We start from the raw sequence: 21,778 nt of genomic DNA on the forward strand, positions 1-21,778 counted from the left end.
CGGTTCCAAAAGAGCCGCCCATTCGGGAGACGGGATCATATCCATAACCTCTGGCAGGAAGTTTTTGGAATATCGATTCCCGTCTCCTCAAATCTTCAACCCTCCAAAACCGCTAAACTACAGTAACTATCCCAGTAAGCCCGGTCTTTTTCCGACCACAGTTTTTTATTGATGTTTTGCTTGAGCGCCTCGGCCTGATCTTTCCAGATTTTCGCCTGCTTTTCGTCATGCCCAAAGTCGGCGGCGATGGCCGCGGCCGCATTCAGCGCTCCATAGTACTGGCAGTTGATCCCAGTGATGATGCTTTTCATCTCCATGCCATAGGTATTGGGCCAGTCGAGCACGATCCAGCCGGGGAGATTGGCCAGCAAACCTGTTTTGGAATCCACAAACGGCTGGAAATACTCCATCGCTTTTTTCAGGTTGGGATATAAGTTCTCAATCAGCGGGTCTTTTCCAAAATACAGGAAATACTCATGCATCATCAGCACCCATTCGAGCTGATAATCCGCGATATAGGTGGAGCTGCCGGGCTGCAAAAAATAATCGGTGGGATAGCGGGTGCGTATGGCTCCGTCATTGCGCCAGCGCTGCGATTGGGCGCCGCAGAGGAGGTTATAGGCCGACAAAAATCTTGAACTTTTGCCAAAGGCGTAGTTTCCGTAAATCATCATATACCGCGAGTCGCCGGCGATATATTGCGTGTGTTCACGCCATGGATCTTCGAACGTATCGATCGAATTGATCCGCATGGTGTGTTTCCCGATCTTCCAGAACTCGTTCAGCTGTGGATCGGAACATTCAAACGAACTGTCCATTTCGTAGTCATAGCAGGAAAATTCCGCGCTGACATTCTTAATCTCGATGTCCGGACTGCTTTCGATCGAAAAATATCGGAAGCCCGACCATGTGTAGGGCCGCCAGTTCTGGCGTCCTTTTTTTGTCGTGTATTTCTCGGAATGATCGCTGCTGGCGCGCAGCAAGGGCGCCTTGTTCTCATCCAGCCGTTCGCCGGTTCCGATTTCGAATGAGAGGCCTTCTTTGGCGGCGTTGACGGCGAATTGCGGATAACCAACAATTTCCACCCCAAAATCATAAACCATCACCTTGCCTGATTTCCATTTACGAACCGGCTTGACGATTTTTCGGATCAGACGCGGACGTTCGGTTACCACCATGCTGTTCCACGGCGCCACCGGAGGAACGCCGATGACTTTGGCGTTCTCCCAGGCCGAATCGTGGAATTCCGGATTTTGCCAGCCTTCGGGCCAGAGCCGTGCGTCAAATTCTTCGACAAATCCAATCAGGTGCGCGTTGGGGTCCCGCAAACGTGTTTGTGTATTCCAGGCCTTGGCCTGGGTCACTTTCCAGCTGCTATCGCTCAAGATATTGATCGATGGAGTGGCGGCGAAGTCTAGCTTTCCCTGGAAGAAAAAACCGCCCCGGGCGTTCATCTGGGAGTGCAGCCCAATTCCGAAATTCTGTACGACCGCCGAGATGCAATTGTCGCCTTTGTGAAGGTAAGGCAATACGCTGAAGTGATCGTAGCACTGATACTCCGGATCGCAGTTCATCGGGCAGCGTTCCAGCAGCTTGCCATTGATATAGACATCGGCGTAGGCATAGGCGGAAATGAACGCATTGGCCGTTTTGGGAAGCTCTCCCAGATGGAAAGACTTACGAACAAGCAGATAAGTGTTTTGAGGGTTTTCGGGTCCGGAATCCCAGATCCAACTGGCCAGCGGCTTGACGCCATTGAGCGTCGAGGAGGGCGCCGAGATGAAAGAGTTTTTGCCCCAGCGGTCTATCCGGTCGCTCGATTGCGCCGTCGACTTGACTGTCAAAGCGATGCCCAACAGGAAAATTAAAATGCCGTATTTCATATTGCTTCACGATGACGAATGGCGACTCACACCAAAGATCGAGACGCGTATACGCCTCGATCTTTGCGCTAATAATTAACGCGCCGTGAAGGCGTACGCGCCTGATCCGACAGCGTAGACCGCGCGGCCGTTTTCGTGGCGCAGGAATTGCACGCCGGGCGCTTCGTCGACAGCTTTGCCGCCCTCGGTGATCGAGCTTGGATTGTCCGTGGGGACGAACACCGTCGCGGTGGTATTGGCGGGGATCGTGACATCCAGCGTCAGGCCATGAGAGCCTTGGGTCCAGGCGCTCGCGATCGGACCGTGGACCGATTGGTAGACCGCGCTTGCGGAGGTCAGGCCGGGGCCAGGGTTGGGCGCGATGACGATTTTGCCGAAACCGGGCGTTTCCGTATCGATGCCGGCCACGAACTGGTAGAGCCACTGGCCGACCGAGCCGAGGGAGTAGTGGTTGAACGAGTTCATACCCACATCCTGGAAGCCATTTTCCGGAGTCCAGCCGTCCCATCGCTCCCAGATCGTCGTGGCGCCCTGCCGGATCGAGAAGCCCCAGCTTGGGAATGTGTCATTAAGGAGCAGCTGGTAAGCGACGTCGTTATAGCCCATCTGGGTCAGCACGGGGCAGAGATAGCCGACGCCGACAAATCCCGTGGACAGATGGCCGTTCTTGGCGGCGATATCGTCGACCAGATGCTTCGCCGCCAGTGGACGAAGCGAATCCGGCAGCAGATTGAAGTAAAGGGCAATCAGATAACAGGTCTGCGTGTCGCCCTTGATCTTCCCGTCCGGCGTTACATACGCTTCGTTGAAGGCCTGTTTGATATGCGCGAAGAGAGCGTCGTACTGCGCGGCTTCGTCCGTGCGGCCTAGGGCGCGCGCCATGCGCGCCATCAGGGAGGCGTCGTAGGCGTAGTACGCCGTGGCGAGGACATCCTTGGGCGTGTCAGCGGCAATGGAGAGCCAGTCGCCGAAATCGCTGGCGCGCCGGTTCTCCCATAGGCCGTTCGGGTTGACGCTGGTGAGATAATCCATCCAGCGCGTCATCGCCGCCCAATGCTTTGTGATGATCGCCGTGTCGCCGTAGACTTGGTAGATCGTCCAGGGCACAATCACGCCGGCGTCGCCCCAGGCGGCGGCGCCGTCGTTGGTGGCCACGATGCGGGGAGCGACTTCGGGGAATCCGCCTTCGGGGGACTGGGCGTCCTCCATATCCTGGATCCATTTGTTAAAGAACGAGTGGACGTCACGATTATAGGTCGCGGTGCGAACGAATACCTGGGCGTCGCCAAGCCATCCCAGGCGCTCGTCGCGCTGCGGGCAGTCGGTGGGAACGCTCAGAAAGTTGCCGCGCTGCCCATAAAGGATATTGCTTTGCAGTTGGTTGACCATCGGATCCGAGCAGGTGAACGTTCCGTCGCCGGGCGCATCAGAACCCACAAAGTACCCCGTGATCGCGTCCAGCCCCGGTTCACCCGGATAGCCCGTGACTTCCACGTAGCGAAAGCCATGGAACGTGAAGTGTGGCTCGAAGGTCTCCACACCGCCGCCCTTGCAAATATAGGTGTCCTTCGCGCGCGCCGTGCGAAGGTTCTCTGTGTAAAGCGTTCCATCGGGATTGAGCATCTCGCCGAAGCGCATCTGAACAAGCGTTCCGGCGGCCGCTTCTACCTGGAGCCTTGTCCAGCCGACCATGTTCTGGCCCATGTCGTAAAGATATGCTCCCGGGGTGGGCTGCGTGATCGCGATCGGGCGCAGTTCCTCCGTGACCCGGATGGGCGGCCCGGGATCGCCGACCAGCGCGGGGTGGCTGGGCGATGTCACGACGTCTTCCTGAACCAGGACAGACGCCCACTCAGAATCCGCAAACCCCGGAAGGCTCCATCCGTCGATCTCCAGGCGTGCGTCGTAACGTTCGCCCATCAAAAAGTCGGAGTATTCGATCGGGCCGAAGCTTGTATGCCAGCCGCCGTTGGTGGCGACGAACTCGCGTGACCCGTCCGGGTATTCAAGAACGAGCTGTGCGAGAAGCTGGGGGCGGTCGCCATAATGGTCGCGCTTGTGGTCAAACCCGACATAGCCGCTGTACCACCCGTCGCCAAGCACGAACCCCAGCGCATTGGCGCCGGAGGTCAGCAGATCGGTCACGTCATAGGACTGATATTGGATGCGTTTATTGTAATCGGTCCAGCCGGGGCTGAGCAGCGCATCGCCGACTTTCGCGCCGTTCAAATGCAGTTCGTAAACGCCGCGCGCGGTCGCGAAGACCGTCGCCGACTTGATCGGCTGATCGACAACGAACTCTCGTCGAAGGTAAGCGCATGGAGGGAGGATCAGCCCATCCACGGTTTCGTCCCTTGCCAGATCGGCGGCGACCCAGGCGGCCTTCCAGTCCGAGGGATGCAGCAGCCCCATTCGCCAGATGGCCGCCGGGCTGACGGCGCCCGACTCGCCGGTCTGATCCCAGACCTGCACTTTCCAGCAGCAGCGTTCGCCGGAATGGAGAGTTCGTCCTGCATAGGTGATTTCCGTCGTTTGCCCGGATTCCACCTTTCCGCTATCCCAAAGGTCCGCTTTGCCTTCGGTCAGAATCTGGGGATCGGACGCGACCCAAATCCGGTAGGCGCTCTGGATCCAGCCTCTCTGCTGGGCGTCGATCTCCCAGCTGAGCCGAGGCGCGAGATTGTCGACGCATGTGGGGCTGTCGGCGTGCTCGCAGCGCAGATGGGTGACGATCACCGAGTTTGTATCTTGGGTTGCCGAGGAAACCTCGGGGTTCGAGAGTGTCATCATCATATGATTTTCTTACCGTGAGGACAAATTTGCTGTTTGGGACAAAGATGGAGCTATACTATTCTTGAATTCTATTATAGCGGCCGACCCAAGTTGCGAATATCAGTTATCCGGCGAATAGTATCAGTTTCACGGCGTCTCATGGAAAACCCCGTCAATTCAAATCGTTTTGAAAACATCAACACGCAAGCTGTGGACGCGGTGGATCGCCTGCTGCCTTTGATCAGCCGGCGAGACGATCTGGATCGCGAGCCGCTTTTGCTGACGCACACCAACCATCACGAAGACTTTTATGGCCTGTACTTCGTCCGTCAAGGCTCCGGACGTCATGTGATCGACGACGTGTCCTACAGCGTCTCACGCGGCGATGTCTATATCATGCGCCCCGGGTCCGTTCACGCCTATCGGCAGGCGGAGCAATTGATCCTCGATGCGCTTTACTTCACCACGGACCTTTTCACATCGCTGGAAATGGACTGGCTGCGCGCCACGCCGGGCTTTCTGCCGCTGCTTGTGGGAGACACTTTGTCCGGCCGACGCGCGGACGCTGGCGGCGGCCGCCTGCTGCACCTCAATCCGGCGCAGTATGCGCGGATAACGCAATTGGTCGACACGCTGCATGCGGAGTGGCTGCTGGGGGATTACGGAAACGCGCTGATGACACGCGCTTTATTCATGGAGCTGCTGGTGCATCTGACGCGATTTTGCGGGGAAAACGTGGAGCTTGAAAAGGGCGCCGCAATCGTGAAAGCGCCGAAGTCCGAGGAGACATTGGCGACGGCGCTGCGTTTTATGGAGGAGCGGTTCGCCGAGCCGCTGCGGATCGAGCAGATCGCGGCGACGGTCTTTCTTTCGGCGGACCGTTTCACGGAGGTCTTCTCAGCGGCGATGGGCCGCGCGCCGAGCGACTACCTGCGGCATATTCGATTGGAGCACGCCAAATTGCTGCTCGCCACGACGGACATGCCGATTACCCGGATTGCGGCGGCCGCCGGGTTCGAACAGCCGTCCTACTTCACGCACGTCTTCCGAAAAGGCGTGGGCGTCACCCCGCGCGAATACCGCGCGGGGATCGGTCATAGAACCTGAACGCCGCAGATCTTAGGCTCGTCCGCCGATCCACGCAGAAAGTCGATCACGATCTCTCCGTCGGCGTTTGGGACGACCCCGGGAAAGTCCTTGATCAGAGCCGTCTTGGCGCCCACCTCGGCGAAGATGTCGAACTCATCGAGCACGCGCCTGCCGTTGATCGCGACGGCGAACTTGCGCTGGCCGGCGGCGTCGAACTTGTTTTCCGCGAAGTGCAGCCGCACCGTCACGGGCTTCTTCGCGTCCGCCGGCTCCACGGGGAGCTGGTAGGTAAGGGCGCCCCAGCGCTCCGTCTGGTAGAGGGCCGCTGTGCCCGCTCCCGCCGCCGAGACGTCGACGATCGTGTCCGACGCAAACACATTCCCGCCCTCGAAATCTCCATCCCCCGAGAATATTCCCAGTGCCGGGCCGCCGGAGTTGACATTTTTCAGCACTTTGACGTTTCGCACAAACGTGTGCGTTTCGGCGGCGTGGCTGTTAGGCGCGAAGCCGACGTCGTTTGGGCTGGCGCTCTTCTTTGCGACGGTTACATTCCATCCGTCGATCACAACCTGCGGCGCCTCGCCGGCGAAGTCTGATTTCGCGGCGTCGATGGTGATTGTGCGCATTTCGCCGGGCAGGAGCGAAACGTAGTTGTCGCTGTAAAAGGCCGGCAGCACGCGCTCGCCGCTGGTCTGGCGGCGTAATTGGAGATGCGCCATCAGCGCCACGACTTTGGCCGGGTTCTTGAGCGTGACAACGATCTGGCGATTGACGTCCATGTCGCGCCGCACGGCGCTCGCCGTAAGGGTAACCGTGGGCAGAGTATTGAGGGCCGTAAAGTCGTCTTCATGCGTGGGATCGGCGCGCCAGTAGAAATTCTCCGAGACGAGGCGTTTTTGGTCATCGCGCAGCGTGAGCTTCACGAAATGGACAGGCGAAAGAGTGGCGGGCCAGTCGATCGCGCCCACATCGCTCGTTGCAGTCGCCGCCGCCGCAACGGGGAAGTCGTGCGTGTATTGGACAGAGCCGTCGAGATTCAGCACAGTGGCCGTGGCGGTGAGATTTGCGAGCGGCTGGGATGTATTGTTGACCGCCATCAGCCGCCAGTCGTTTTGATTGAGCTGGATATGCACCATCTCGTTGCCCTTGCGGGCGCCGAAGAGCGAGGCGTTGGGCTCCAGATCATAGCCGTAGAGCTGCCAGACGAAGCTGGGCTGCGCGGGGTGGCTCATCCAGAGGATCACTCCCGAGGCGGGCGCGAACATCTTGGAGCTGCGCCCTTCGTAGACCGCCCGGTGGTATTCGTAGTTCGCGAGCTGCGCCTTACGGATGAAGTCTTCGAACGTTGCGGCCTTACCAAAGCGCTCGCCCAGACGCTTGGGGTACCAATCGCCGCCCTGCGCGCCTCCGGCCAGATCGTGTTCCGCCCAATCGTCGTTGATTGAGGTCCAATCACGCTCCGGCATCATCGCCCGGACGCCTTCGAGGGTGGGGACGGAAACGCCGCCGATCTCGGTCTTGAACGGCTCATTGAAGCTGTACAGCTTGCGCGGTTCCTGGTAAAAATACGGGCCGCCGGAATGCACGCCGCGCCCGTCGGTGGAGCTGGGCTGGTAGTGCCGCTTTGGGTCCAGCTCGGTCATGAGGGCCTGAATCCCGGCATTGATCCCCGGCGGCGGCGGGCCTTCATTGCGTCCGCACCAGAGGGCGATGGACGGATGACTTCGGAATCGCAGGATCTTCTCGCGGACATTCGCCAGGTACAGCGCCTCGTCGGTGGGATTGGGGCCGTCGCCGGGGTTCGGCTGGAAGAACTCGTCCCACAGCAAAATCCCATACTTGTCGCAGCAGTCGTAGAAATCCTGGCTGGTGCTTTGCCCGACCCAGTTGCGGATCATATTGAGATTGGCGATCTTGTGCATGCGAATCTGGGCGTCGAGTCGCTTGAGCGGGATTCGCTTCATCGCGTCGTCCATACCCCAGTCGCCGCCGCGCGCCAGGATCGGAACATTGTTGACCGACAGGGTTAAATTCTCCGAAGTCGGGACTTCGTAAGTGATCTTGCGAACGCCGAAGTTCGTATCCGTTTCATCGGAGACATCGTTCTTTGCAAAGAATTGCAGTTTCAGATGATAGAGATTTTGCGGGCCGTAGCCATTGGGCCACCAGAGCTTGGGATTTCGGACGCGCAGCCGTGGCGTGTCGGCGGCGGTCAAAGTGATCCGCTTTGTTTCGGACGGCGTCAGTGTTACGGCTTTACGAAACGTGACCCCACCGAACGCTCCGACCAGCTCGCCCGCCTGTGATTGGCCTGTCGTATTGCGCACCATCGTCTGTACGGTCAGATCGGCGATATCGAGCTTGGGCGTGGTCAGATCCGAAATCACATACGTGTCGGCGAGAGTGACAGGGCCGGTGGCGTAGAGCGAAACGTCCTGCCAGATCCCCGTATTGCGATCCCGAATGCCCGGCATCCAGTCCCATCCGATCGAGGCGAGGAACGTGGCCCCGTCAATCGCCGTGATCCCTCCATTTGGCCCGACTCCGCCCGCCTGCGTCTGTTCATGCGGTACGCCCGGGTGCGGCTGGGGCTGGACTAGCACGGCCAGCACGCCCGACTTCCCTGCCGTCACATACGGCGTAATATCAAACACGCCGCGCGTGAATGCGCCCTTAATCTCACCGGCGTTCTTCCCATTCACCCACACGGACGCCGCGTAATTGATCCCATCGAACTTGAGCCAGACTGTCTTGCCTCCATAGCTTTTGGGAACAGTGAACGACGTGCGATACCAGTAGGAGGTCTTGTTCAGACTTTCGGGGATCGTCCGGTTGTTCTCACCGTACAAAGGCTCGGGGTAGACGCCCGCGTGAACCAGCGTCGTGAGCACCGTGCCGGGGACGACGGCGTTGTACCAGCCCAACGGTTGATACTGCGTCCCGGAAACGACGCCGCCGGTCGCGTCGATTTTAGCGGCGTCCTGCAATTTCCAGCCACTGGAAAGAGGGACGGCGGGCGGGAGGCCGGCGGCGTGGGCAATGTGCGGCGTTAGAATTAGGGCGGCTAGGGCGAGAGAGATTGGGCGCATTTTGTGGGTGATTCCTGATAATCAAGGCCTGCGGGTTTTATAATCGGGTCGGAACCGCGGGTATGAAACCCACGTCTGGGAGATGCTCCGCATCTAACCGTCCGTGCCGGACGGACAAAATAGGCTGTTGTCCTTGGGTTTTCATTTATGCTCGTCCGGCACGGACGATTAGCGGCTCTTGCCGCTCCCAGGCGTGGGTTTTATACCCGCGACGCTTGATGGCGTTGATTATTCCGAAGCAACCGCCGCCGCGACAAATGAATCAGCGGTCCCGTAATACAAAAACCACTTTTTCTTGAAATGCACGAGTCCTTCGATGAACACCGTGCCGGCCGCGTACTGGCCGCTGGTTTCGTAGGGGCGTTCGGGGGTGATGAAACAGCCGTCGGTACGTTCGATGAGCTGGGTTGGGTCATGGGCATCGAAGAGAGCCTGACCCCCGGAGTAGGCTCCCGGGTGGGCGGTGGGGTCGCCATTCGCGTCGGCGTTTTTGCCGTTGTAGAGAAAGACGATGCCTTTGTCCGTGATGACGGCGGGCGGGCCCGATTCCGCGAGGGCGCTGTCGAAATGCCCGGCTCTCGTCTTCAGCAGTGGCTTCCATTCGCCGCGATCATCCAGCACCGGATCCCAGTCTGTCAGGTTTGTGGAGGTCGCCGCATAGACCGCGCCTTCGCCGAAATACATCCAGTACTTGCCGTCGATCTTCGCGGCGATCAAATGGTCGCCCTTGCGTCGGGTGACGACCGCGCCGGACTTGCAGTAGACGTCTAGAAATTTGCCGTTGCATGTTTTGGCGAGCACGGGACCGTGCTTCGTCCAGTGGATAAGATCGCGGGAGGTCGCTGACGCCAGCCGCGCCGTCCTGCGGTTCCACTGAGTGTATGTCAGAAGATATCCGCCGTCGTCCGTCTCCACGATGCGTGGGTCTTCGCAGCCGCCCGTCCATTCGTTGGACTTTTGATCGTCTTCATCGGGAAACAGCACTGGTGTGGGGCGCTTGGTGAAGTGCAGGCCATCCTTGCTTTCGGCGAGGCCGATGCGCGAGGTGTGGTTGCCGATGCCGTCGCCGGAATTGTCCTCGGATCGGTAGAGGATATAGACCTTACCCCCGCGCACGACCGCCGCCGGGTTGAACACATGGTCGTGCTCCCAGGCGATCTTTGTTTTGGTCATGGGGCAGTCGAAGAGTGTATCCGGGCTGGGCTTCAAAATCGGGTTAGCGCCGTCGGCCTTGGCGAACGGGCCGAGCATCCACGATGCTTGTGATGGGCTGGCGGGCGCGGCGGCGGCATGTCCCAGCGCGGCGGCGAGGACGACCGCGCAAAGGGCGGCCGTGTGTTTAATGATCATGACAAGTTCTTTCGAGATACGACGTCCGAAATGGCGATGCGGGCGATACCGTCGGCGCGGTGTGATCTTTGGACTTTTATGATACAATGTCTGCTCAGAAGCGTCAATGTCTAAGATGTGATCTTTTATGTGCGATTGTGATCTCCCCCGCACGGAAAGCCGCCGCCGATGAATGAATCTTCCGCCTCTTGTCTGAGCGTCGATGCGCTTGCTCCTCTGGCGACAGCCGAAGTTTCTCCCGAGGAACTGGACGGTCACGGACGCCTGCATTTTACGACATTCCAGCATCTCTGGCGCACCCATTTTCATGTGCTGGAAGACGCGCCGATGCTGCCGCGTCCTGTTGATGTCAGCGTTCAGGTCGTGCGCAATGCGCTGTACCGAAACGACTGTCGGTACAGCCAATTTGAGAATTACCGATATTTTTGCTACACGCTTTCCGGCGTGGGAGGATTCAACGACAAATCGGGGACTTACGCCCTTCCAGCCGGACACGCCTTCCTCGTGGAAAAGGACAATGCGGACGCTGCTTATTTCTACCCTCCGGAGGAGAGCGAGCCGTGGCGTTTTCTGGCGCTCAACTTCAACGGCTTGCCCGCCCACGCGATGACGCGCGCCCTGGTCAAGAAATACGGACCGGTGTACGCGCTGGCGCCCGACACGCCGATCATCAAGCGCCTGCTGGCATACGAGGCCAACGGTCATTCGATCACAAACATCCATGTTGCGGACGGGGCGCAGATGGTGATGGAACTGCTGCTGGCCCTGATGGCGGCCGGGCGCGCGCGCGAGGAGACCGATCCAGTGATTGAGTTGGTCCGCCGCGCCATCCCGATGATGAGCACCGGTGAGGATGTTCTGGTTCAGGATGTCGCGCGCGCCTTGGGCGTGAGCCGTGAGCATCTGTCCCGCTGCTTTCAGCGTCATGTCGGCATGTCTCCTCGCCAATTCTGTCTCGAACAGAGAATGCGCAGGGCCTGCCTGCTGCTCAAGGACACAAACGCCCCGATCAAGACCATCGCCGCGCAGCTAGGTTATACCGAATACTCCAACTTCGTCCATGCCTTTCGCCAGGTGACGCACATGACGCCAACCGAGTTTCGGCAGCGCGGATTCCTGCCATTCACCCACTGATTTCCCAATCTTCCCATCGAAGATCTTTCCTGTGATATACTCTATAGAAATAACCATTTACTTCTCGCCGCCTGATTAAGACTGTGAAAGTCGCCGTTTCTTGAAACCGAAAGGATCGTTCATGTTGATACCAATGCAAACTTGGATTCGCCGCACCGCCGTCATCGCCGGAGCCGTTCTGGCGTTCGCCCCTGTCGCGAGGGCCGACGATCCCGCGTTTATTACCATTCCCTATACGGCATCCGGGCCAGAGCAGCTCATGGATATCTATATGCCTAAGGACGCCGTGGGAAATCTGCCGGTCGTGGTCTATATCCATGGGGGCGGATGGGAGGCGGGAAATCGGTCGAATCAGCTTGGCCCGGCCGACCATTTCAATAAGCTTGGCTATGTCTTCTGCTCTATCGATTACCGCTTGTCGGATGTCGCGAAATATCCGGCGCAGATTCAGGACAGTAAATGCGCCATTCGGTTTCTGCGGGCGAACGGGGCAAAGTATCATATCGATGCAAAGCGTATCGGCGTTTGGGGGGATTCGGCGGGAGGCCATCTGGTCGCTCTGCTGGGGTTAACGCCGAAAGTAAAGCGGCTGGCAGGCGACGGCGGCTGGAAGAAAGAGTCGAGCGCGGTTCAGGCTGTGGTGGATTGGTATGGCCCAACAGATATTCGGCCGGTGGATAAGAGCACTATCGTTAACCCGGACGGCCTCCGAATGGTGAAAAAGTTTTTAGGCGACGCCGATAATCTGAAGCTCGCCTCCGACGCCAGTCCCATCACGTTCGTATCTAAGAATGCGCCGCCTTTTCTGATCATGCACGGGGGGAAAGATCCGCTGGTTCCGGTCGCGCAAAGCCAGAAACTTTACGATGCGCTCAAGGCGGCGGGAACGGACGTCGCGCTGAAGATCATCCCCGACGCGGGACATGGCGGACCGGAGTTCATGCAGCCGGACAATGTCGCCATGATCGATGCGTTCTTAGAACGCACTCTGAAACCAAACGTCAAACCCTAAGTAAAGAATGAATGAACGCCGACGCCAAATTGCATCACAAACGCACATGAGAAGTCACAATCCCCAAATTGACTGTCACGATGCTTTACTCTATAATATTCCTATTCACATAGGAAGTTTGAAATGACGCTCCGACACACTCTTGCCCATCTGATATTGATTTTAGCGTTCTTATCCGTCTGCGTTCAGCCATGCTTTGCGGGCGGATACAATCCCCAGCGCATGGGAGTTTCGCACAATTACCCCATGGAATACGGCGAGTGGGAAAACGCATTTCTCTCCGGCAACGGTAAGATGGGGATTATGGTCTTCGGCGACCCCCTCCACGAGACCGTCGTTTACAACGATCGCGGCTTCAATCTCGCAAAAACGAACGACCGGTCGTTCGCGCAGGTGAGCGCCGCCGACTTGGAATCGATCAAGAGCCTCTGCGCCGCCGGAGATTTTGCCGCCGCGAACGATCTGGCCGTGAAGTCCGCGCAGTACCAAGGGGGCGGGGAGGGGAACCGGCATCCCGGATATGAAATGCGGATCACCACGCCGGAAGACGGCGCCGTCAGCCAATATTCGCGCACTTGCGACTTCCAGACGGGAGAGATCGCCGTCCATTGGACGGATCGGCGCGGCGCATGGGTGCGCCGCGCAATTGTCTCGCGCCCGGACAATGTGACCGTGCAGTATCTCACGGCGCCGCGTGGCGCGAAGATCACTTGCTCGGTTCAGCTGACGACGGAAGCCAAGATGGGTTTTCCGCGCGATATGATATTCGACAGCATTGCGAGCGCCGATGAGCTCAATATGCGGGTCAAATACTCGCCCAATCCCAGCAATACGGGATATGAGGGCGTGACGCGCGTGGTGACGGTCGGTGGCTCGAAGAGCGTCAATGGGGACGTGCTGAACATCGTCAACGCCGACTCCGTGATCTTGTTGACGCGCACGGCGAAGTATTACGAGAACTGCGAAACGCATTGGGGTCAGCGCAAGATTCAAGCGCAGCTCGCCGCGCTGCCTGCCGATTATCAAAAGCTTCTTGCGCGCCATAAAGCAGTCCACCAAAAGATCTACAATCGAGTGCGCCTTGATTTGAACGCCACGGACACGGATCGCGCCCGGACGAACGAAGAATTGCTGGCGCTACAGAAGACTTCGCTGACCGCGACCAAGGCATTGTGGGAGCGGATCTTCGATGCGGGCCGGTACTACTACCTCTCGTCCAGCAGCGATCAAACACCCCCCGACCTCCTCGGTATCTGGACCGCCGACTGCGGCGCGGGGTGGGGCGGCTTCTACCATTTGGACGCCAATCTCAACCTGCAAGTGGCCGGCGGTAATATCGGAGATATGCCCGAAGCGATGGAGGGTTACTTCAAGATCAACGAATCCTGGCGTCCCGACTTCGAGACCAACGCGCGCAAACTGCTCGGCTGTCGGGGAATGGTGGCCGGCGGAAACACGCCGGCGGCGGGATCGGGGCTGATGGCTGGGATCAGCGACTTCTATCCCTACCAGTACGCGACCGGCGAGGAAGGCTGGCTGCTTTATCCCTTCTGGGAGCACTATCTGGTCACTGGCGACACACAGTTCCTGAAAAATCGCCTCTATCCCTTGCTCAAAGACATGGGCTACTTCTACGAGGACTTCCTAACCAAAACCGACGCCAACGGCAAGTATATCTTCGCCGGGTCCGTTTCCCCCGAGAACCAGCCGGCCAACGTCCATGTCTCACTGGTCAATAACTCTTCGTTCGACATCGCCGGGGCGAAGTTCGCGCTGACGGCGCTGGTTGAGACGTGCAAAATCTTGAAAGTCGAACGGGGGACTGGGAAGGGATTGGAGCGCTGGTCCAAGATTCTGAGCAAGCTGCCGCCTTATTTGATCAATTCCGACGGCGCCTTGCAGGAGTGGTCGTGGCCGGCCTTGGAAGACAACTATAATCATCGGCATTCTAGCCATCTGCTGGGAGTCTGGCCGTTCCGGGAGATCACGCCCGAGACGGACCCCACCATGTTCCAGTCGGCGTCAACCACACTTGCCAAGAAGGATCAATTCGATTATGGTACGGGCCACGGCTACCTGCACAGCGCATTCATTGCGGCGGGTGTCAATAACGATGCGGCGGTCAACGCCAAGCTGCTCCATCTCTTCAAGAACGGCTATTACTTCGACAGTCTTTTTGCATCGCATAACGCCAATCACGATATCTTTTGCGCCGATGTATGCAACACCGTCCCGGCCGTCATGATGGAGATGCTGATCTCCTCCCGCCCCGGCGTGCTGGAACTGCTGCCCGCCCTTCCGCAGTCGCTCGATCAGGGAGAGATTGCGGGTGTGAAGGGGCGCAACCGTGTGACGATCCAGAGCCTGCGCTGGGACGCCAACGGCAATTCAGTGACTTGTACGCTGAAGTCGGATACCGATCAAAAGATCACACTGATCGATCGTGGCGGGATCAAAACGATCTCCAGCGCGGCAGCGATAAGCGCCTCGCCGCTCGGAGATATTGCCCGGATCGTGCATCTGCCCGCCGGGAAGAGCACCAAGATCACAATGACACTGGATCGGCTCCGGGTGTCCGGGAATTGACACAGCAGGCTTTAGCGTTAATTGTGGAAATCCTGTAGATCACGTGAGCACATAAGCGCGTCACGTGAGCCGTATTGACGCTCCTCTGTAGATAAGATATGATATGGGGGTAATGATAAGCGCAAGAGGACTGAGCTTCTTGATGCGCCTCATCACCTCCACGGATTATTTTTTGCCATCAAAGGAGCACGACATTTATGAAGCACCACAAGGGATTTACACTGATCGAGTTACTCGTAGTTATCGCAATCATTGCGATATTAGCCGCGATCCTCTTCCCCGTTTTCGCGAAGGCGCGTGAAAAGGCCAGGCAGATCAGCTGCCTGTCGAACCAAAAGCAGCTGGGCCTGTCGGTCTTGCAGTACGTGCAGGACAACGACGAGACGTTTATGGCATGCGATAACGGCAACGGCGGGCATGGCTGGGCGAGCCGCGTGATGCCGTATATCAAAAGTGTTGGAATGATGAAGTGTCCGGACGATTCCACGACGTCCCCCGACGCCCGCGTCCCGATCAGTTACGGCTACAATTCCAATCTCAGCTCCCTGCTGACTCCCGCCTCCGGCACAGTCGCCGCGCTGAACGCCTCGGCGTCCACCGTGATGTACTTTGAAGTCTCCGGCGTGGTTGGCGACGTCGTCGATCCCGTGACGTCCGGCCTCGACTATTCCGTCTCCGGAAATGGCGGCGACGGCGGTGGCGGCTACATTCCCAACCCGTGGGCGAAGTACGACACCGGCCCGATTGGCGGACGCCCGTACGACTCGCTCTACGATAAGAGCCTGACCGGCCGCCATACCGACGGCGCGAATTACCTGTTCGCCGACGGCCACGCCAAATTCCAGCGCAACACGGCTGTCTCCTCCGGCGGAACTCCCGGCGGCAACAACCCTGGCGGGATTCCCGCCGGCATGACCGCCGCCACGTGCCTTCAGGACGGCTGCCTCTACAACTGGGGCGGCGGAACCGGCCTCAACGCCTCCGGCACGGACGCGCTGACGAGTGGAAACCAGCACTTCTCGGCGACATTCAGCCCGCAGTAAAGACACCGTAGATTAAGATCAGAAGCCCGGCCGCGCGATGCGCGGTCGGGCTCTTTCTTGTGTCGCCGTGTAGATTATTTTCTCTGATTCCGCCTTTCCGGATTGTGTGTTTTGTGGTGAGTATCTAATCACTTCGGCTGAACATTGCGCAAGTAGGAAGCCAGTGGTTGATATGGTTTGCCGATTTAATGGCGCATTCCGTTAGTCCAAATGCCCTAAGATAGCCGGCGAATAAATTCGCGCCTAGAAGTGCACGATGTGCCCCTTCGGGCACTCCAGAGAGGAATTAATCGAATGCGGGATACTGCGACATATGTTTATGTCCATCTTGTGTGGGCGACTTGGGACCGATTGCCGTTGTTGGTGGGTGAACGAAAAACGGAGGTCTATACGGCGATTCAGCGTGAGTGCGCCGTATTGAGAGCGGATGTTTTGGCGCTTGGCGGTGTGGTCGATCATGTGCATTTGCTGATCGATTTGCCGCCGACAGTATCGATTTCGAATTTGGTAAAACAAGTCAAGGGGGCGTCGTCACATCTTGCATCTGCGCGAGGTAATGGGGCCACGCCATTCAAATGGCAAGGAGCTTATGGCGCCTTCACACTGGCGCGTCAGGACGTGCCGTATGTCCGCGATTATATCCAGAATCAAGAATTACATCATCGAAACCACAGCATTGATCCTGATTTGGAGCGGTGGCTTTGCGAATAACCACTCCGATACAAACAGCCCTCACGGACACCCCAGAAACGCAATCGAATGGTTTCTGGAGTGTCCGAAGGGACACATCGTGCTTTTCTAGCCGCGATTTTAATCGCCGGGCATTCTTCATTCGCCAGGCGTTCTTCGATGTTTCACATTGATAATTCCAGCCCTAGGTGTTACTGAGGCCCAACGCTCCACTGCTGGTTCAGGCCGCCATTATAATCCCACAGCTCCGTCCCGCTTCCGTTCGCCGTCCCGGCGCCGTTCACATCCAGTGCGCGGCCGCTTTGGACGCCGATGATTTTGAAGTAACCGCTGTCCGTTGGAACGATGGACCATTGCTGGTTTGTGCCGGTGTTGTAATCGTAGAGATCGATTGCCGTGCCGTTCGCGGTTCCCTGGCCATTTGCTTCCAGGGCGCGGCCGCTCTGGACGCCGATAATTTTATAGTGACCGCTGCCAATCGACTGAATACTCCAAAGTTGATTAGAGCCGGCATTATAGTCCCAGAGATCGATCGGAGAGCCATTGGCGATCAGCTGTCCGCCGACATCCAGAGCGCGGCCGCTTCCCCGGCCAATGATGCGATAGGTTCCGTTGGCGATCGTGGAGTTAATCACAAACGGCGTGGAGTTGAGTGTTTGCAATGGAAGCTGCCCCTTGAGCATCTTGCCGCCATTGTTGGTGAGGCGCAGATAGTAATCCGACGAGAGATGCTTGCCGTCCGCGTCCAGATTGAGGAACCACTGGTTCGTCGGGCTCATTGAGGTGTCCTCCGCGCACTTGAAGATCGCGGTGCCTTCATTGACTTCGTCGAACATGGAGATGTAGGCGCTCGGGACGCCGACCTTTTTGACGAGCGCAAATTGAGACCACATAAAGTCGCCATGGTTGCGCGGCATCTGGTTTGCCGGAGAGCCAGCGTTTGAGTTGTGAAACGAGAATCCGGGATAGACATCCGATTGGTAGTCGATATTGTGCGAGTTGCAGTAGGCGAAATCGGCGGTCATCCAGGGCTCGTCCGGGCCGCCGCCCACCTGCCAGGGCATGATCATATCGCAGATCGGCCACACGGTTCCATAACCCGCCTGTGTGTTGCCGCTGCCCGTGCCGGTGCGCCAATCTCCGGGAACGCCTGCGATGACATAACAGCCCTGCGCCTTGAACCAGTTGATGATCGCCGCGCCGTCCGTGGGGTTGGGAAAGAAGTGATACCCCACGCCCCAGATGCAGACGACGGGCTTGCCGTTTTGTTTGGCGTACGCCGAAGACGACGTCAAATGCAGGGTGTTGACGATGGTGTTTGTCCAGTCGGCCTGCATTCCCGCCGTCCCTCCAGACGTATCGTACATCACGTAGAACTTCCGGCCCGCGCTTTGGGCGGCGTTCATGACTTTGAGCGCCACTCCATCCCGCTGGGCTTTGAGGGTGCTGCCGGGAGTGATCTCATTGACAAATCTCTGGAGCGCCGCCGTATCGATCCCGTTTTGCGTCATCCAGTTGAAATGGACATTGACTGTGGATTGGTCGTAGGAGGAGAACATCTTCGCCGGCTGCCCATTCCCGAAATTGGCGAAGGATGTCTGATAGGTCGTTGTGTACTCCCGCATGTCGGGCCACATTTCGAGGTTTTGATGTCCCCAGGCATTGACGGGCGAACCGTCGCCCGCTGCGGAAAACCATCCTTGATATCCGACCGATACCTTGCCGACGACATCGCCGGGCGCGCTCGCCGCGTGCGCCGCTCCGCCGCCCCCCAAAGCCGTCGCCGTGAGTGCAAGGCAGAGCGTGAGCTTGCCGATCCATAATGCATCTTTGAATTGTGTTTTCATGTCTCTCCTAAGTTTTCTTCATCCCAATATCGTTAAGGGGCGCTGATGCTCCATTGCTGGTGGGAGCCGCCGCTGTAGTCCCAAATGTCGATGGGGGTTCCATTGCCGGTTCCCTGTCCGTTCGCCTCCAAGGCGCGGCCGCTTTGCGCGCCGAGAAGGACGTAGTTTCCGCTGTCCGTTGGGGAGATCGTCCAGAGCTGGTTCAGACCGGCGCTGTAATCCCAAAGATCGACCACCGTTCCATTGACGGTATGCTGCCCCTGAACGTCCAGCCCGCGGCGGCTTTGTAACCCGACGATCTTGTAGTAGCCGCCGCTGACCGGCGTGACGGTCCATCGCTGATTGAGGCCGGCGTTGTAATCCCAGAGATCGATCCCGGTTCCGTTGCCTGTGTTTTGGCCGATGGCGTCCAGTGCGCGGCCGCTCTGACGGCCAGTGATGCGATATGTCCCGGCGGCAAGCGCGGTATTGGAAGCCGTCGTGAACTTTTTCAGAGTGACGCTTCCATCGTTGTTATTGAGGAGAACGCGCGGCTGGTTGTCGCCGCCGATGTCGAGAGTGGCCTGCCGCCACGCAGTCGTGGGCGTGTAGGTCTGATAGTTGACAGGAGTGGAGCCGTCCGATTGCTGGGACCAGAGAGTGATGAAGCCGGCGCTGTGCTTCCAGAGCACTTGGGGCCGATTGTTGGGGCCGACGCCTAGATCGGCGGCGATGTAACCCGTTAGTGGTCCGTAAGCGGCGCCGGCGGCTGAGCCGCTTCCGTCCGAGTTCGTGCGCCAAAGCTGCATGCGGCCGTCGTAGCTGCCCCAGAGAATATGCGGCAGGTTGTCGGCGCCCACCGCGAGGGCCTTGTCCGCATATCCCGCAGGCGCCGCCGATGTGGCGCTGGTCACGGGATTCGTGTCCGTCGCCGAGAGCCGCCATAAGAAGACGGAGTTGTTGGTGTCGTCCCAGAGGACATGTGGGAGGCTATCCGCGCCGACGCTGATGTCGCGCGGCAGAAATGAGGTGATCGGCCCGAATGTCTGGCTGATGACCGGGTTCGTTCCGGCGGCGCTTAGCTTCCAGAGATTGACCGTCTGGTTGACGTTCGTCCAGAGGATATGTGGGCAGTTGTCCGGGCCGACGCACAGCGCCGTGGGGCGCCAGCCGGGGAAAGGGCCGTAGGTATTTGTGCTGACAACTGTGGTTCCATCCGTCGCGATCGTTTGCAATGAGATCGAGCCGTTCGTGTCGGTGGACTTCAAAATGCGGGTTTGATTGTCCGGTCCCACAGCGTCGTAACTTGGAAGAAGCGGCGCCGCGTTGGTGAGAACTCGGTAAACATCGTTGGCGAGGATCGCATGGCCGGCGTCGCTGGGATGGACGCCATCCACGAAATCTTCAGGGACGTTGCGTGTTGGCGTGTAGTTGTCGACTAAAGTCGCGCCTGTCAGCGTGCGCAGGGCGGGGATAACGCCGTTTTCCAGGTGAACGGCCCGCAGGTTGCCGACGCCGTAGATGGCGGGCGGCAGGCAGATGTAGATCTTGGGATGCGCGGGCAGGCCGGCGTAGTGGTTGATCAGCGCCTGCGCGTCCGCCGCGAACTCACCTCCCAGCTGTGTCCAGACATTGTCGAGCGCGTCGTTCGTCCCCAATTGGATAATGACGATGTTTGGGTTGGCGTTGGTGCTGTTCGTATACTCAGCGGTCTTGACGTAGGCGATGTCCAGATTGGGGTTCGAGATCATCGCCTTGCCGGGGTTGCCGTAGTTGGTGACAGCGTATCCCGAGCCCAGCATTTGCTGAAGCAGGGCGACATAGCTTGTTGTCGCGCTATTGGAGGCGCCCTGACCCCAGGTGATGCTGTCGCCGACGCACGCCACCCGAATCTGCGCGTCGCCTTTTGCAGTGATCAAGACGCCCATAGCAAGGATCGACACACCGTGGGCGATCGCTTTGAAAAATAGATTTGTCATCGTTTCCTTTCTCTTTGAACGTAATATAGCAAATATTGCAATTAAACTATTATGTTCAACGTGATCTGGTTTATTTATGATACAATACTGGATAAGAAGCGTCAATGTCCATGAGGTGATCTGTTATGTGCTCAAATGACATTTGCTTCGGAAACAGAGTGGAATAACGACGATGAAGGATCGAAAGATCACGAATGTAGATTGGCTGCCGGCGGTGGCGACGGAGCCGGTGTCGATGGAGGAGCTGACGCGTCATCATTCGACGCACAAAAGCACGTTTGAGACGCTGTGGAACACGACGTTTCATGTGCTGGAGAATGGACCTTTGCTGCCGCGCTCGATCGATGTGACCATGCAGATCGCACGCGACGCGCGTTATCGTAACGACTGCAAGTACAGTCCGGGTGATGAGGTCCGATACTTCTGCTACACGCTTTCGGGAACAGGGATGTTTCAGGATGATTCGGGGACTTATCCCGTGCCGGCGGGAACCGGGTTCCTGGTCGAAAAGGACAATCCATACGCCACCTACTACTATCCACCGGGGGCGACGGAGCCGTGGCAATATCTGGGGTTCGACTTCCACGGTCTGGCTGCGCACGCCATGACGCGGGCCTTAATCCACAACTACGGATCGGTTTACAAACTGCCTCCAACGACGCCGATCGTCAAACGCCTTCTCGCCTATGAAGCCGATGGCTACCGTGTGACGAACATCCACGTGTCGGACGCCGCGCAGCTGGTGATCGAACTGCTGCTGGCGCTGATGGCGGCCGGCCGCTGTACGGAGGACACCGACCCCGCGATTGAATTGGTGCGCAACGCCATCACGATGCTCAGCGGCGATGAGGAGATTCCGATCAAGGATGTTGCGCGTGAGCTAGGCGTAAGCCGTGAGCATCTGTCGCGCTGCTTCCATCGCCGTTTAGGAATGTCGCCGCGCCAGTTTTGCTTCGAACAGCGTGTCCGAAGAGCCTGCTTCCTGCTCAAAAACACGGACACGCCGATCAAGAACATCGCCTTGCAGCTTGGGTACTCCGACTACGCCAACTTCATGCACGCCTTTCGCCAGATCATGAAGATGACCCCCAGCGATTTTCGCCAGCACGGCGCGCTGCCGCTGTTGCAGCAATATTCGGGAGATCGTTTGGAGTGAGATTCGGCCCCACATTCTACCCACCCCGGCGCTCCGCGCCACCCCTCCGGGCGTGACCCACCCGCCCCTTCGGGGCACCCCTCCCTTGAAGCAGGGAAGGGTCTTAGGATTTGGTTGTCGCAGGCGGCTTTCGCCCGAGAACATCTTTCCAACCCTTCCCTGCTTCAAG

Annotated in this window: 13 protein-coding genes; 7 read left to right on the forward strand and 6 right to left on the reverse strand. The window is 58.4% G+C overall.

Features of this window, described 5'->3' with window-relative positions:
• Positions 1 to 95: 95 nt before the first annotated feature.
• Together ABIZ35_RS03195 and ABIZ35_RS03200 are read right to left on the reverse strand one after the other, a co-directional pair.
• Positions 96 to 1,844: a family 78 glycoside hydrolase catalytic domain gene (locus tag ABIZ35_RS03195; protein ID WP_348218426.1), complete on the reverse strand. Its 1,749-nt coding sequence runs from the start codon at positions 1,842 to 1,844 to the stop codon at positions 96 to 98.
• A gap of 114 nt (positions 1,845 to 1,958) precedes the next feature.
• Positions 1,959 to 4,676, reverse strand: coding sequence for a glycoside hydrolase family 78 protein (locus ABIZ35_RS03200; protein ID WP_348218427.1), 2,718 nt, complete (start codon positions 4,674 to 4,676; stop codon positions 1,959 to 1,961).
• Between the two features lie 138 nt (positions 4,677 to 4,814).
• Here ABIZ35_RS03200 and ABIZ35_RS03205 point away from each other — a divergent pair, with 138 nt between their 5' ends.
• Positions 4,815 to 5,762 carry an AraC family transcriptional regulator gene (locus ABIZ35_RS03205; RefSeq protein WP_348218428.1) on the forward strand — a complete coding sequence of 316 codons (948 nt, stop codon included), beginning with the start codon at positions 4,815 to 4,817 and terminating at the stop codon, positions 5,760 to 5,762.
• Here ABIZ35_RS03205 and ABIZ35_RS03210 read toward each other — a convergent pair.
• Together ABIZ35_RS03210 and ABIZ35_RS03215 are read right to left on the reverse strand one after the other, a co-directional pair.
• Positions 5,750 to 8,833, reverse strand: coding sequence for a malectin domain-containing carbohydrate-binding protein (locus tag ABIZ35_RS03210; protein WP_348218429.1), 3,084 nt, complete (start codon positions 8,831 to 8,833; stop codon positions 5,750 to 5,752). The genes ABIZ35_RS03205 and ABIZ35_RS03210 overlap by 13 nt on opposite strands.
• Positions 8,834 to 9,061: 228 nt before the next feature.
• A complete protein-coding gene (locus ABIZ35_RS03215) occupies positions 9,062 to 10,183 on the reverse strand; it encodes a glycoside hydrolase family 130 protein (protein WP_348218430.1) in 1,122 nt (373 codons plus the stop codon).
• Between the two features lie 168 nt (positions 10,184 to 10,351).
• On the opposite strand from ABIZ35_RS03215, the gene ABIZ35_RS03220 reads away from it, so the two are divergent.
• The 5 genes from ABIZ35_RS03220 (at position 10,352) to tnpA (ending at position 16,669) form a co-directional block, all read left to right on the forward strand.
• On the forward strand, positions 10,352 to 11,317 hold the full coding sequence (locus ABIZ35_RS03220) for an AraC family transcriptional regulator (RefSeq protein WP_348218431.1): 966 nt from the start codon (positions 10,352 to 10,354) through the stop codon (positions 11,315 to 11,317).
• Between the two features lie 133 nt (positions 11,318 to 11,450).
• Complete coding sequence (locus ABIZ35_RS03225) at positions 11,451 to 12,329, forward strand: alpha/beta hydrolase (protein ID WP_348218432.1); 879 nt, start codon at positions 11,451 to 11,453, stop codon at positions 12,327 to 12,329.
• A gap of 123 nt (positions 12,330 to 12,452) precedes the next feature.
• A complete protein-coding gene (locus tag ABIZ35_RS03230; RefSeq protein ID WP_348218433.1) occupies positions 12,453 to 14,915 on the forward strand; it encodes a glycoside hydrolase N-terminal domain-containing protein in 2,463 nt (820 codons plus the stop codon).
• A gap of 197 nt (positions 14,916 to 15,112) precedes the next feature.
• Positions 15,113 to 15,958 (forward strand): prepilin-type N-terminal cleavage/methylation domain-containing protein, encoded by an 846-nt coding sequence (locus ABIZ35_RS03235; RefSeq protein WP_348218434.1) that lies wholly within the window; start codon positions 15,113 to 15,115, stop codon positions 15,956 to 15,958.
• Positions 15,959 to 16,252: 294 nt separating this feature from the next.
• Positions 16,253 to 16,669: an IS200/IS605 family transposase gene (gene tnpA / locus ABIZ35_RS03240; RefSeq protein ID WP_348218435.1), complete on the forward strand. Its 417-nt coding sequence runs from the start codon at positions 16,253 to 16,255 to the stop codon at positions 16,667 to 16,669.
• A 170-nt stretch (positions 16,670 to 16,839) separates the two neighbouring features.
• Here the strand turns inward: tnpA and ABIZ35_RS03245 are convergent, their stop codons facing one another.
• Together ABIZ35_RS03245 and ABIZ35_RS03250 are read right to left on the reverse strand one after the other, a co-directional pair.
• Positions 16,840 to 18,495 (reverse strand): RICIN domain-containing protein, encoded by a 1,656-nt coding sequence (locus ABIZ35_RS03245; RefSeq protein WP_348218436.1) that lies wholly within the window; start codon positions 18,493 to 18,495, stop codon positions 16,840 to 16,842.
• A gap of 32 nt (positions 18,496 to 18,527) precedes the next feature.
• Positions 18,528 to 20,453, reverse strand: coding sequence for an RICIN domain-containing protein (locus ABIZ35_RS03250; RefSeq protein ID WP_348218437.1), 1,926 nt, complete (start codon positions 20,451 to 20,453; stop codon positions 18,528 to 18,530).
• Between the two features lie 172 nt (positions 20,454 to 20,625).
• Between ABIZ35_RS03250 and ABIZ35_RS03255 the strand changes: the two genes are divergently transcribed.
• Positions 20,626 to 21,609 carry an AraC family transcriptional regulator gene (locus ABIZ35_RS03255; RefSeq protein WP_348218438.1) on the forward strand — a complete coding sequence of 328 codons (984 nt, stop codon included), beginning with the start codon at positions 20,626 to 20,628 and terminating at the stop codon, positions 21,607 to 21,609.
• Positions 21,610 to 21,778: the final 169 nt, after the last annotated feature.

It is taken from the genome of Capsulimonas sp. (assembly GCF_039929585.1).
Lineage (GTDB): Bacteria > Armatimonadota > Armatimonadia > Armatimonadales > Capsulimonadaceae > Capsulimonas.